This is a genomic window from Enterobacter sp. FUJ80071 (assembly GCF_038739915.1).
In the GTDB taxonomy this organism is placed as follows: Bacteria; Pseudomonadota; Gammaproteobacteria; order Enterobacterales; family Enterobacteriaceae; genus Enterobacter; species Enterobacter kobei.
On the sequence record NZ_JBBXKH010000001.1, the window covers coordinates 2756069 to 2768993 of the forward strand.

9 protein-coding genes are annotated in these 12925 nt (G+C 56.8%); 1 reads left to right on the forward strand and 8 read right to left on the reverse strand.

Annotated features, from left to right (window positions below):
- Window position 1: 1 nt before the first annotated feature.
- The 8 genes from tssB to AAER43_RS13495 all read right to left on the reverse strand — a co-directional run bounded on the left by tssB (window position 2) and on the right by AAER43_RS13495 (window position 9635).
- Window positions 2-526, reverse strand: coding sequence for a type VI secretion system contractile sheath small subunit (tssB, locus tag AAER43_RS13460; RefSeq protein WP_014884233.1), 525 nt, complete (start codon window positions 524-526; stop codon window positions 2-4).
- Between the two features lie 75 nt (window positions 527-601).
- The gene (gene tssA, locus AAER43_RS13465; RefSeq protein WP_023330612.1) at window positions 602-1618 is read right to left on the reverse strand and encodes a type VI secretion system protein TssA; all 1017 of its coding nucleotides are present in this window, start codon (window positions 1616-1618) and stop codon (window positions 602-604) included.
- Window positions 1619-1629: 11 nt separating this feature from the next.
- Complete coding sequence (gene tagF, locus AAER43_RS13470; protein ID WP_014884235.1) at window positions 1630-2346, reverse strand: type VI secretion system-associated protein TagF; 717 nt, start codon at window positions 2344-2346, stop codon at window positions 1630-1632.
- Between the two features lie 16 nt (window positions 2347-2362).
- On the reverse strand, window positions 2363-5983 hold the full coding sequence (tssM, locus tag AAER43_RS13475; RefSeq protein ID WP_057057607.1) for a type VI secretion system membrane subunit TssM: 3621 nt from the start codon (window positions 5981-5983) through the stop codon (window positions 2363-2365).
- A gap of 2 nt (window positions 5984-5985) precedes the next feature.
- Window positions 5986-7224, reverse strand: coding sequence for a DotU family type VI secretion system protein (locus AAER43_RS13480; RefSeq protein ID WP_045134169.1), 1239 nt, complete (start codon window positions 7222-7224; stop codon window positions 5986-5988).
- 17 nt (window positions 7225-7241) lie between these two features.
- Entirely contained in the window at window positions 7242-8585 is a 1344-nt protein-coding gene (gene tssK / locus AAER43_RS13485) for a type VI secretion system baseplate subunit TssK (RefSeq protein WP_057057608.1), read from the reverse strand.
- Window positions 8586-8613: 28 nt separating this feature from the next.
- Window positions 8614-9117 (reverse strand): type VI secretion system lipoprotein TssJ, encoded by a 504-nt coding sequence (gene tssJ, locus AAER43_RS13490; RefSeq protein WP_032636238.1) that lies wholly within the window; start codon window positions 9115-9117, stop codon window positions 8614-8616.
- Between the two features lie 23 nt (window positions 9118-9140).
- Complete coding sequence (locus AAER43_RS13495; protein ID WP_014884240.1) at window positions 9141-9635, reverse strand: hypothetical protein; 495 nt, start codon at window positions 9633-9635, stop codon at window positions 9141-9143.
- 999 nt (window positions 9636-10634) lie between these two features.
- Between AAER43_RS13495 and AAER43_RS13500 the strand changes: the two genes are divergently transcribed.
- Window positions 10635-12923 (forward strand): FdhF/YdeP family oxidoreductase, encoded by a 2289-nt coding sequence (locus tag AAER43_RS13500; protein WP_045134171.1) that lies wholly within the window; start codon window positions 10635-10637, stop codon window positions 12921-12923.
- The last annotated feature ends 2 nt before the right edge of the window (window positions 12924-12925 follow it).

Consider the following 12925-nt stretch of genomic DNA (forward strand, 5'->3'; position numbering starts at 1 on the left):
ATTATTCCTCGCTACCTTTCGCACTGTCGTCATTTTTCGGCAACTGGCTCAGAGATTTGAGCAGCGTCGGATCCTGCAGAATTTTTGCGATCAGCTCTTCCGCGCCGTTTTTGCCGTCCATGTAGGTCAGCAGGTTGGAGAGCTGAGTACGTGCTTCCAGCAGCTTGTTCAGCGGCTCCACCTTGCGGGCCACCGCGTCCGGCAGGAAGTCATCCATGCTGTCGAAGGTCAGATCGACGTTGAGCTTACCTTCGCCGGTCAGGGTATTATCCACCTGGAACGCCACGCGCGGCTTCAGCGCCTTCATGCGTTCGTCAAAGTTGTCGATGTCGATTTCAAGGAATTTGCGATCGTCGACCGCCGGCAGGTTTTCCACCGGTTTACCGACCAGATCGGCCATGACGCCCATCACAAACGGCAGCTGAATCTTACGTTCTGCACCGTAGATCTCTACGTCGTACTCGATCTGCACGCGGGGGGCACGGTTACGTGCGATGAATTTCTGCCCACTGTTACTCATTGCCATGATGTTCTCCATCAAAGATGCGCGGTGAAGGTGAAACGGCAGGCTCCATGCCTGTCGTCATAATGCCTGGACGCGTTATTCGCGGCGTCCAAAGATATTTTCCAGTTGGTTAACGCCGTCTGGCGCCAGGTCGCGAATAATGTCCATAAAGTTAAGTTCTGACAGCCGCTGCACCCGTTCAATCATTAGCGGTGCGGGGTGGCTCGGTTCGTACTGCGCAAAATACTGTTTTGCTTTTTCCAGCATCAGCTGCGCATCGGCACGGCTGGTGACCTGCACGCTGCGCCAGTCGGTAACCGGCTGAACGGGTTGCGTTGCCGCAGGTTGATGATCGGCTTGCGGTTCAGCCTGTGCCTCGCGGCCCGGCAACAGCTTGCTGATGTCGGTCACCTGACAGGCACTGGCGACCAGTCCTGTGGTCTTCAGCAGTTGTTCCATCTCGGGTACACCGCTTTCACCGAGATACCCGGTAAGCAGCGCGCGGATGGCCAGCAACCGCTCGTTAATCACGATTACCGCGGCAGTCCCTGGCTGGTCGCCGCGGGCCAGTTCGTCAATCAATCTTGGACGGCCCCCCGGATAGTCCGGGCATTCAGTTTTACTGCCGTCCAGCAGTGCCTGGGCGTCCCGCAGCGAAATTTCATCGCCGTTTGAACGCAGCAGCGAGGCGTTGCGTACCGCAATGGTGAGTTCAGATTTATCGCTCAGCCCCGCCAGGGCATTAATCCGATAGAACGGGTCGGTTTCGCCATACTCCTCCAGAAGCGGATAGAGCGGCTCCCAGTAGCGCGCGAGCGCCTCCTGCACCAGCAGCAGCCCGTCTGCGTAGCCTGCCAGCCCGCGGCGGCGTGTCCACGCATGGGTTAGCGCCAGCATCACGCGCAAATCTTTCGTGCGCGCCAGCAGGCTGGTGGCATATTTTTCTACCGTGTTCCAGTCAGCAGGCTCTGCCGGGATAATGGTGTCGCCAAACTGCTGTTCCGCTTTCCCCTGGCTTGCCTGGTTCATCACCTGGAAGTCAGCGTCGTATTCCAGATTGTCGCCACAGGGTTTATCCGGGCTTATGGGCGCGAGAAATTCTTCGATATTCATGAGATCCCTGCTTATTCAAACATGGGCGGATAAAGACCGTGACGTCCCGGGCGGGCGCCCCCTGCCGGGTCGAACAGCAGGGTGAAAAGCTGCCCGGTAAAGTTGCCGCTGTGGACATGGGTGTACAGCGGGTAACCGTCGCAGCGGTTGGTCCACCAGTAGCTGGTCTGACGCAGCGGGTCAAAACACTCTGCCGCCTGCGGCCAGCCCAGCGTGCTCTGACCGTCCTCGTCATAGCCAATCACGTCAAGGATGTCGGAACGCTTTTGCGGCTCGACGGGCTGCGGAGCCGGAATGGACATCAGCATCTCATCCAGCTGCGAGGCGGAAAAACTGTTGCGCACCGCGTGCAGTCCCAGACGACCAATCTGCTGATACCAGCTTTCCGCCTGGCTGAGCAGGCTGGTCGACCACTCTGACGGGGCGAAGCTCAGCTGGATGCACACCGGGTATTGTCGGCCAACGCTGTCCCGACCGGGCAGCAGGCAGCCCATCTGGATCATCTGGCTGCCCAGCATTGGGGGGACAACAAAATTCCACACCGGCGCTTTGGTGAACGGGCGTTCTCCGCTACGCTGCTCTTCCTGCTGCCAGGCAAGCAGGCCAACCTGAAACCAGTGCGACCACTGGCGCTGTAAGGTGTCAGGAAAGCGGCGCTGCAGGAAATCTCCGGCGCTGGGTAATTTGCCATACCAGCTGTAGCGGTTCATCGCAGGGGTATTCGTCATACGGCTGTCCTTGCGGTTATGGGCATGAGAAACGGGGTAGCTGGAACGGATTGCGAATGCTGTTTGGCGCAAACTCCAGCGTGACCTGATGTCCGTCGACGTTGAAGGTGGCCTGACGGCTCAGGCTACCTGCGCCCGGGCTGGTGCTCGCTTTGTCGAAAAAGCGGTTGAGTGCCCAGGCGCCGTTGGTCACCAGCGTCGCTGTGCTGCCGTTAGCCAGCCCCAACTGCATGCGGACCTGGTTGGTGCCGCCCGGCCCCGGCCAGTTCATGATTTGAACGGCTTGCGGACCGTGGCTGTAGCGCAGCAGCTGGCCGTCAACGTCCAGCGTCAGGTTCAGGATGGTGTTATCCATTCGCACGGTGCGTACCGTGACCTTGAAAGACGGCGTGGTGGCACCATTCGCAAAGAAAGCGTCGCGAATCGACTGGGCCTGCTGGAACGGTCTCAGCAGCCCTTCACTTCCCGGCAGCGTTTTACCGTCGATGCCCGGCATAAAGCGCCAGTTTGCCTGGGTGGTATCGACTTTATTGGTCAGGTTGTCGCGAAAGAAGGTGTCCATCAGCCCGGTACCAGGCGCAAACATGCGGGCGAGGTCGTCTGGGGTGACTTCCGTGCTGGCGCTACGCACCAGCGGATAACGCCCGGCAATGGCCTGGCGGCAGAACCCGCCCACTTCGACGTTAATCCGCTTACGCACGTTCTCCAGATCGCGGCGCTGGGTATCGCTGCTGGCACCCACCGCCATATTGCTGAACATGGTTTGCAGCCCACCCGGCAGACGACCGGCGCTGGCCTGCAGACGGCTGATCGCCTCGCCGCCCGGCGCTGGCATGCCGCTGTTGGCGGCATCCTGTACGGCGGTCAGGTAACGATAAAGCTCATCCACCTGCTTAAGAAAATCATCAAAGACGATGGTCTTGCCCCCCTTCTCCAGCGGCTGGGCCAGCTCAATCATCGGGGCGTAGTGGTCCGTCACCAGCTGTTCCGGGGCCTGGGTAACGGCAGCGGCCTGCGTCGGGGCAGTGTCATTATTGCTGAACAGCGCTTCCAGCGTGCGGGTGGCACGGTTGCTCTGCGCCTGCGCTTTACCGGCGTCTTCCGGGGCTGGCGTATCGCGCGACAGCGTCAGCACCTGGCTCAGGTTCTGCACCAGACGGCGCAGGGGTGAGTTTGCGCCTGAGAGCAGACGCGCAGTGTTGATGCGCTGGGAAAGATCGGCGCTGTTGTTAAGCTGAATGTCGGCGAGAAAGCGATCCCAGGTAGCGATAAAGTCGCGCATGTAGAGCTGACGCACGGCGTTGTCGATCTGCTGTTTATCCTCCTGCGCCGTCGCGGCGCCCAACACCCAGGCGTCGTCTTCATGCAGTGCGGTGGTCACGCTGTCGATCTGGCTGTTAAAGCTTTTCCAGTAACCGTCTGGCGTATAAAGACCCGGCACGCCGTCGCTTACCGACTTGCCGCTTTTGCGTGAAAACACCAGCTCGCTCTGCGGTCCGCCCAGGTCGGAAAGGGAGACCGGCTTAAGGTTTTCATCATGCTCCAGCAGACGCTTAAGACGACCATACACGCGAGTGGATAACGGCTGCTGATTGATCAGCGCGCGTTCACGCGCCACCAGGGACGCGTCCTGCGCGTACGGCGAAGCCTGAATTTTCGGCTCCAGCAACTGCGTCAGGTGCCATTCAAGCTGTTGCAGCTGCGCTTTCGTCACGTTCTGCGGCAGGTTACGCTGCAGATTGAGCATCACCCATGAATGCAGGAATTTGCCGTCGTAGTGCTTCGGCTGGTAAAGCATCTGATAGGCTTTCAGCGCTTCATAGCTGTACTCCACGTCGCTGCCATTATCGTTGCGAAGCCAGGTGGTGATGTGCATGGCGACCGCTGGCAACAGCAGCTGATCCAGCGCTTTCTGGTACAGAGACTGAGAGGCATCGCTGACGTCATCTCCGCGGTAGAGCCCCATGCGACGGGAAACCGGCGGATTGTTTACATCAAACGCATCGCTTTTTGGCAGATCAACCAGACCATTCATCAGCGGCAGCAGATCGAACAGATCGCGCTGCGGCTGGTTCTGCAAGGCTTTGCTCTGCTGATCCAGCAGCGGCACCTTCGCATCCACCTCTTCCAGATAGGCCTTATTTTTGGCATAGCTGGTCAGCCACAGTCCGCCGAGTATCACCAGCAGGGCCAGCAGCGCCGCATAGCCGGACCAGATCACTGCCCGGTTACGCAGTTCCCACCAGCGGTTTTCTCCGGCAATGCCAGCTTCCTGGAAAATGACGTTTTGCAGCAGGTTTTTAATAAAGAAGCTTTGGCCTTTCGCCCCAGGGATCGGCGCGTCTTTACTTACCGAATCCCAGTTATCACTCTCTCCCCCTTCCGGCAGAGAGAGCGCACGGTTCAGTTCGCCCATTACGCGGTCAAACGGCATCCCTTCCTGGGTGCCGCTGGCAAAGTAGATCCCACGCGGAGAGAACTCGGTTTCAAAGTTGGAGCGGGCGAAGACCGTGCTCAGGTAATCCGCCAGCAGGGGACGCAATGCGGCGAACTCCTGCGGGAAGAGATACGCTTCAGCACGGGTTTTCGCGTCATGCTCTTTCAGCATGGTTTCCGGCAGCCCGGCATCGAGGCGCTGCTGCAAGAGCGAGAACTCTTGCTGGAAGTTGCCCATCAGGTCGTAATCGGCGTGTTTAGTCTGCTCCCACGGCAGCGTAAAGCCCCAAATCTGGTCCCGCTGCGCTTTGTCGTAGTCGGCAAACCACGCACGGAAGCCTTTGAGCAGGTCAGCTTTGGTGACCATCACGTAAACCGGGAAGCGGATACCCAGCTGCTCATGCAGCTCAGAAAGACGCTGGCGCAGATTCACCGCCTGCTGGCGTGACGCCTCCGCAGACTGGGTGAGCAGATCAGAGATGCTGATGGTGACAATGACGCCGTTGATCGGCTGACGACGACGGTACTTACGCAGTAACCCCATGAACTGCAGCCATTCACCGGCGTCCTGCACCTGCTCGCTTTCTTGCGTGGTATATCGGCCCGCCGTGTCGAGCAGCACAGCCTCGTTGGTGAACCACCAGTCGCAGTTGCGCGTACCGCCAATACCCCGCAGCGCGGTCTTACCGAAACGGTCAGCCAGCGGGAATTGCAGTCCGGAGTTAACCAGCGCCGTTGTTTTACCGGAGCCCGGTGCGCCAATAATCACGTACCACGGCAGTTGATACAGGTATTGCGTGCTGAAGCGTTGCGTCCACTGGGCGCTCTGTCCTGCTTTGCTGAAGTGCGCTTTTTTGAGCATCTGCGCGGCTTCATCGAAACGGCTGGCAAGGATTTGCTCCTCGCTGTTCAGGCGTTTCTGCGGATCCGCCGCTTCCGGGCTGGTGGTGTTCTCGTTGAGCTTGTCCATCAGCTTGCGGTTCAGCCAGGCGTTATAAAGACGCGGCAGAATGTGTCCCTGCGCCCAGAGCAGATAGACCACAGCAATACTGATAATGCGGTTCTGTTCAGATTCCAGGGGTCGGGTATCCACAATGGACAACAGCGGACCAATCATCCAGATCACCGCCGCAAGCGCGGTTACGCCCAGGAAGCTCCACAGAATGCGGTTGGTCAGAATGGAAAGAAGTGTAGTCAGCATCCTTAGTTTCCTTGCGGCAATCCGTTCAGCTCAGCCTGAGTGTTTTCAGGCGACACCAGCAGAGTAATTTCCACACGGCGGTTACGGGCGCGGTTTTCCGGCGTCGTGTTCGGTGCTACCGGGTTAATCTCACCCCGCCCTTCCGCTTTCACGCGGTCTGGCTGAGAGAGGCTTCCTTGCAGCATTTTCTGTACCGAGCGGGCGCGTTCCAGAGAAAGCTCATAGTTGGAAGCGAAGCGCGCGCTGCGGATTGGAACGTTGTCGCTGTATCCCACCACCAGAATTTTGCCGCTGACGTTGTTCATCGCCTGCGCTATGCGGTTAATAACCGGTTCATAACGGTCACGCACCACCGTCGAGGCGGAGGCAAACAGCCCGTCTCCTTTCAGGATAACGACGCTGCGATCCGCTTCATCTTTTACCGCGACCAGACCTGCCTCGATTTCAGGCTTCAGGAAGCCGCGCAGGTTTAGCACTGCGGGCAACTGACGGGCCGGTTGCTGAATGGTGGTTTCCGGCAGCTGGGACTGATAAATCTTCGCCAGGACCGGACTGGTGTTATCGCCAAGACGCCAGTTAAGGACGATATAAAACAGGCAGGCGATAAACCCGGCCAGCGCCACGCAGGCCCACAGGGGAACCATCGGCCGCCACAGCTTACGCAGCACCGGGCGATCTTCCGGGTGGGGAGACAGCGGTGGCGGATAGCTGCCCCGCACGCCGCGAATCATCTGCCACAGCCGCTGCTTGATGGTCTCAAGCTGGGTGCGACCATTGTCCAGCACACGGTAACGCCCTTCGAAACCGAGCAGCAGGCAGTAGTTGATCATCTCCAGCAGGAGGATATGTTCGCGCGGGTTCTGCGACAGACGCGCCAGCAGCTGGAAAAACTTCTCGCCGCCCCAGGTTTCGTTATGGAACGTCACCAGCAGGCCATTGCTTGACCAGACGCCGCTGCTGCCCCAGGGGGTAAGCGCAGCGGCCTCATCCAGCGCCGTGCAAAGGCAGTAACGCGCCCCGACGATCACTTCGTAGGGTAGCCCCGCCTGCTGACAGCGGACTTCAAAACGGCGAATCTCATCGATCAGGCGCTGGCGTAACGCCACCTGATCGTCATGTGAAACCGAATGACGGATCTGCGGAATCGCATTGAGCAGCGGATTAGCGGCCGCCACCAGCTGATTGTTGCTACTGGCTCCGGTAAACGCGGCATCACTGCCGGTATCCTGTCGTTCCTGCATATTAAGCGCTCGCTTTATTATTCTGTCGGGCTACGGATGGCCCAAAACTCCATATCCAGCCCCGGGAACTCCCCTGCCAGGTGCAGGGCGAAGGCGCCGGACTTATCCATCTCGTGCCACAGCTCGCTGCCCTTCTCCAGCTCGAAATAGCTGTAGCCTGCATGCCACGGGATCTGCGGCGGCGCGACCGGCATGGCGCGCAGCATAATGCCCGGCAGCTGAAGCTGGACCAGATCGCGGATTTTCGACACCGGCGCGATTTTCATCTGCGCAGGGAAATGGGTTTGCAGGTGTTCGCCGGGCACATTCGCTTTGACGGCCAGCACGAAGCCAAACTCGCGTACCATGCTGGTTTCAGGAACGGTGGCAATGTTAAGACCATGCGAGCGCTCGTTAAGCGGCAGCTGAATAGCGTGGTCTTCCATCACCAGCGACAGCCCCTGACGCAGCATCAGCATCAGCTTACTGAAGCAGTTCGCCAGATCGTCGTGATCGTAGACCGGCAGCACGCTCTCCGTGGTCCGTTGCGGGGTCCAGGTGGCGAGCTCGGACGCAAACGGCAGCCAGCTGCGCCAGAGGGTTTCCGGGTGCAGCAGCGGCAGCGTTTTTAAATGCGAAACCTCGCCAAGATGACGGTTCACCAGCGACAGTAACGTAAATTCAATCAGTTCCGAGGTGTTAAAACGGCCAGGCTGGCGCAGACGGCCGCCGATCTGCTGGCTGCGCTGCACCAGTAAGCCGTGCAGATCGTTAATCATGCTGTAGATCTGCGGACTGTTATTGGCGTTCAGCATCGGCGGGATGTAGCTGTTATCGAGCCGGACGTGGTTGTCGTGGCGTTTTTCAGTGACAAACGCCACGCCGATAGCGGTCCATTCTGCCGTGAGATCTTTTTCCAGCATCAGCGTCAGGCGCAGGCGGCCAAACTGTACGGTGGCATCCCCCACCGACATGGCGTTATCGTCTTCGACCTCTTGCTCGAACGCGATGAAGCGCGCCAGCGAGGCCGGCTCTTCGCTAAAGATCACCTTTTCCCGCTCGCCACGACGTACCGGCAGCGCGAGCACCACCTTTTCGTTGGTGAGATTGTCAGGGATTTTAAGCGGCACAGGACCATTGCGTCCGTTGCGCACCTGGAAGAAGGTCCCGTCTGGCAGAAGCCCACTGCAGTAGCTCAGGGCAATGCATCCCTGACGAAGCATCGCTTCGTCGAGTTCAACATCAAGAAAGCCCCAAAGATAGGAACGCTGCAACGCACCCCATTCACGAACGTGGTTGAGCAGATAACTTTCAGTCCGCTGAAAATGGTGTGGACGCAGGAACATGCCTTCGGTCCAGACGACCTTTTCTGCTTTCGTCATGATGATGTGTTTCCTGTTGTGAAGCGCGTTACTGGCTGATGACCCGAATGCCATTTACGTCGAGAAAAACGTTGGCCTGGAGTTCATCCGCGGACCATTTCCAGAACTGGTAGATATGATTGTCGCCTGGCACAGGCAGAGGGAGAGACACGCGCCATTTTTTACCATCCAGCTTCTGATATTCCGCCATCACGCCGATGTAGCGCGCCTCGGGATCGCTCTGACCGCTGAGGGTTTTCGACAGCTGTCCCGGCATCAGGAAGAACACATCGCTGTTCAGCAGATTCGCGCCAAGGGTTGCTGACGCGTTGTTCTGCAGGGAATAGAAGTCGCTGGACATGAAATCCGCATCGGATTTCAACAACAGCACACGGACTTTAAGCGGCGCAGAATCATTGATTTGTGGATGAGCCTGAAACTGCAGATTGTAGCGGGAGGGGTCGCTGTGTGAAGACGACGTACAACCACTCACAAGGGCGAAAACCGCCGCGTAAAAGACCAACCACAGCTTATGAAAATTTTTATTATTCATAAAAATACGCCCACGAAAGCCGTTTAGTTCAGGATCCAGGTACCGTTAGCGCTGTCTTTGCAGGCTTTGCTGTTGCCATCGACATCAACGCAGGTCGCTTTTTTACGCGCCTTAGGACGAATGGCCTGTTTACGGACGGTCGCTTCATACTGGTCGGCTTTGATAACTGCACGCATCGGGACGTAACCAATCAGTTGGTCATTACCCTCATCGGCAAGCGCCATCCAGTAGTGTTCAACCTGACCCAGCACCACGTAGGTTTTTCCGGTTTCCAGCGTACGGATAACCTTTCCGCCAAAGTCAGGACGGCTCATCAGGGAAGCCGGATACATGGCACGATAAGGCTCGTTGAGCGGAGTGAATTCCGTCGGCGGCAACACGGCGTGACGGTGCGTTAAGGTGACACCGTTGACCTGACTGGTCACGATCGTGTCGTCGTTGATTGCAGGTTTCTGTGGCGCTTTACAGCCCGCCACCGCCATGACAAACAGAAGTGAAAACAGTACGCGCATTTTCATATGCTTTTCCGTAGCGATATTTCGATAATGGAGATAAGGGGATGAAATTTGACTTAGGTGCTATTGTTAAAATAGTCAGGATAATTTCGGGGTGTTACTATTTTGAGGGCATAGCTACCGCACGAACCTTTCAGAATAAGGCCCAGCGTCTTCCTGACATATTTTGACAAACGGTAAACAAGTTTACATGAGCTTCGCATCAATTCAATATTTACCGCTACGTAAGTGGCGGTTAATGAAGCAGTCGAAACATTATAGGATTTATCTGATAAAAAAACCCGACATGGCCTACTTTCACTTATTTTCACTCCACACACAGACTTAAGTTATTGTTTTAAAAATAAAAAACACAAAAGAGAACGACTTTCATTAACGCAATAAAGCTATTATCGCCACTACCATAATTAGTAGAATTCTCCTATTGGTGATGTCAAAACAATATATCGCCGATGAATTATTTGTTGCACTAACAGGGTATCTTTAATATTAACCGTACTGCCCGCTCGCAGGACGCCTATTTCACTTATGACGCGGGCGTTAATTTTACTACTCAAAATAACTTTATATTTCACGCTGTGATAATTACCGCATAAGACTTCAAAACAGTCATTAATCATTAAGCGAGAATAAACATTCAGGTCCCTATTTTAATCCTGAAGGTGCTATACCCCCTGCCAGCCGTGGCATTTCTGTTTCTGATCGACCTGAGCCTTCATTCGAAATTTTATCGGTGCTACATCCTTCCTCGCCCACCGCTATCTACCCCACCTACTGGATGATAGATATAATTTATTATTAAAATGATAAAAAAACGTTATAATTTCATTAAATATTTAAGCCGCCTGTCAAGTAAGCCGCTGTAATAAATAGCATTTAAGATAAGCAATTATGTTGCGTCGCGTGCACTTCCCCACCCAACCCTCATTGCTTTAACTTATTGCCCTTTGCAGTGGATTGACGGGCGCAGGCGCGGTATGACCGAACAAGTCAGGAGTAGGTATGAACAAGAAAAGACGCTCAGTTCCCGGTATCAGACACTATGATGGCCCTGCCGGCGGCTGGGGTGCGCTAAAAGCGACAGCCATTGCGGTACGAACCCAGATGGATACCTTTGATGCCCCCGCCACGCTGCTGCGCACCAACCAGCCTGATGGTTTTGACTGCCCGGGCTGCGCGTGGCCCGATAAAGAACACAAATCGACCTTCCAGTTTTGTGAGAACGGCGCCAAAGCGGTAACCTGGGAAGCCACCAGCAAACGCGTTACCCCCGCGTTCCTGGCGGAAAACACCGTCTCTTCTCTGCTGGCTAAATCTGACTTTGAGCTGGAAGGGTATGGTCGTCTGACGCATCCTCTGCGCTATGACCGGGCAAGCGACACGTTCAAGCCGGTTGAGTGGGACGAGGCGTTTCAACGTATCGGCGAGGTGTTGCGCGAGCTTGAACCGGACCAGGTCGAGTTCTATACCTCCGGGCGAGCCTCTAATGAAGCGGCGTATCTTTTCCAGCTGTTTGCACGCGAATACGGCACCAATAACTTCCCCGACTGCTCGAATATGTGTCACGAGGCCACCAGCGTCGGTCTACCCCGCTCCATCGGGATCGGGAAAGGCACCGTCTCACTGGACGACTTCGATAACACCGAACTGGTGATCTCCATCGGCCATAACCCCGGCACGAACCATCCGCGGATGATGGGTACGCTTCATGAGCTGGCGCGACGCAACGTGCCGATTATCGTCTTTAACCCGTTACGCGAGCGCGCCCTGGAACGTTTTGCTGACCCGCAGAGCGTCATTGAAATGGCAACCTATAGCTCAACGGACATCGCCTCGACCTACTTCCAGGTGAAGGCCGGAGGCGATGCCGCCGCGCTGAAAGGTATGGCCAAACACCTGCTGGAAATGGAGGCCGAACGCGGTAACGTGCTCGACCACACGTTTATCGCAGAACACACCCAGGGCTTTGATGACTTTGCCGCCGATATCGCGCAGACGCGCTGGGATGACATTGAGCGCGAGTCCGGGCTCAGCCAGGCTGCGCTCAAAAAGGTGGCCGAGGCCTATGCGAAATCCAACGCCACCATCATTACCTACGGGATGGGGATTACCCAGCATAATAAAGGCACGGCAAACGTCCGGCTGATCGCTGATGTGCTGCTTCTGCGCGGAAATATCGGCAAGCCCGGTGCGGGAATATGCCCTCTTCGCGGCCACTCTAACGTTCAGGGGAACCGTACCGTCGGGATTAGCGAGAAGCCCACCCCGGCCTTCCTGAACCGTCTGAAAGAGGTGTTTGGCTTTGAGCCCCCTTCTCACCATGGGCATGATGCGGTGCAGGCGACCCAGGCCATGATCGACGGTCGGGCAAAAGCGCTTATCTGCCTCGGCGGTAACTTTGCCGTCGCGATGCCCGACCACGAGAACGGCTTCCCGGCAATGGGTAACCTTGATTTGAGTGTCCACGTTGGCACTAAGCTGAACCGTACCCATCTGCTGGTGGGTAAAGAGACGTTTATTTTCCCGTGCCTTGGCCGTACCGAGCTGGATGTTCAGGCCACCGGTCGTCAGTCCATCACCGTCGAAGACTCCATGTCGATGGTGCACGCCTCCTCCGGCAAGCTCAAACCCGCCTCACCGTTACTCCGTTCAGAACCCGCCATCGTCGCCGGCATGGCGAAAGCCACCCTGCAGGAGACCCGCGTGGACTGGATGACGCTGGTTGAAGATTACGACCGTATCCGCGATCTGATCGAGCAGACCATCCCGGGCTTTGAGGACTACAATGCGCGGATCCGTATTCCGGGCGGCTTCCGAATGCCGCTTCCCCCAACGAAACGCGTCTGGCCAACGGCGACGGGAAAAGCGATGTTCTCCGTATTCGACGGCGTACACGAGAACGCCAGCGGCGAAGGCGAGCATGTTCTGCGTCTGATTACGCTGCGCAGCCACGATCAGTACAACACCACCATTTATGCTCTGGACGACCGCTACCGTGGCGTGTTTGGCCGCCGCGACGTGCTGTTTATGAACGAAGAGGATATGGCCCTGTCAGGGCTGGAACACGGCGACCGCGTGGATATCGAAACCGCCCTGCCCGGCAGCGTTCAGCGTCTGGAAGACATTACCGTAGTGGCATACCACATCGCGCGGGGTTCAGTCGGGGCTTATTACCCGGAGGCCAACGTGCTGGTGCCGCTCGATTATCTGGATAAGGACAGCGGTACACCGTCTTACAAATCCGTTCCGGTTCGCATCATCCTGCGCTCGAAAGAGATCCGAATGCTGTAAGG

What these genes read in the sequence shown, in the direction of transcription:
- tssB (WP_014884233.1), bottom strand. Translation starts at nt 526, where the DNA reads ATGGCAATGAGTAACAGTGGGCAGAAATTCATCGCACGTAACCGTGCC.
- tssA (WP_023330612.1), bottom strand. Translation starts at nt 1,618, where the DNA reads ATGAATATCGAAGAATTTCTCGCGCCCATAAGCCCGGATAAACCCTGT.
- tagF (WP_014884235.1), bottom strand. Translation starts at nt 2,346, where the DNA reads ATGACGAATACCCCTGCGATGAACCGCTACAGCTGGTATGGCAAATTA.
- tssM (WP_057057607.1), bottom strand. Translation starts at nt 5,983, where the DNA reads ATGCTGACTACACTTCTTTCCATTCTGACCAACCGCATTCTGTGGAGC.
- AAER43_RS13480 (WP_045134169.1), bottom strand. Translation starts at nt 7,224, where the DNA reads ATGCAGGAACGACAGGATACCGGCAGTGATGCCGCGTTTACCGGAGCC.
- tssK (WP_057057608.1), bottom strand. Translation starts at nt 8,585, where the DNA reads ATGACGAAAGCAGAAAAGGTCGTCTGGACCGAAGGCATGTTCCTGCGT.
- tssJ (WP_032636238.1), bottom strand. Translation starts at nt 9,117, where the DNA reads ATGAATAATAAAAATTTTCATAAGCTGTGGTTGGTCTTTTACGCGGCG.
- AAER43_RS13495 (WP_014884240.1), bottom strand. Translation starts at nt 9,635, where the DNA reads ATGAAAATGCGCGTACTGTTTTCACTTCTGTTTGTCATGGCGGTGGCG.
- AAER43_RS13500 (WP_045134171.1), top strand. Translation starts at nt 10,635, where the DNA reads ATGAACAAGAAAAGACGCTCAGTTCCCGGTATCAGACACTATGATGGC.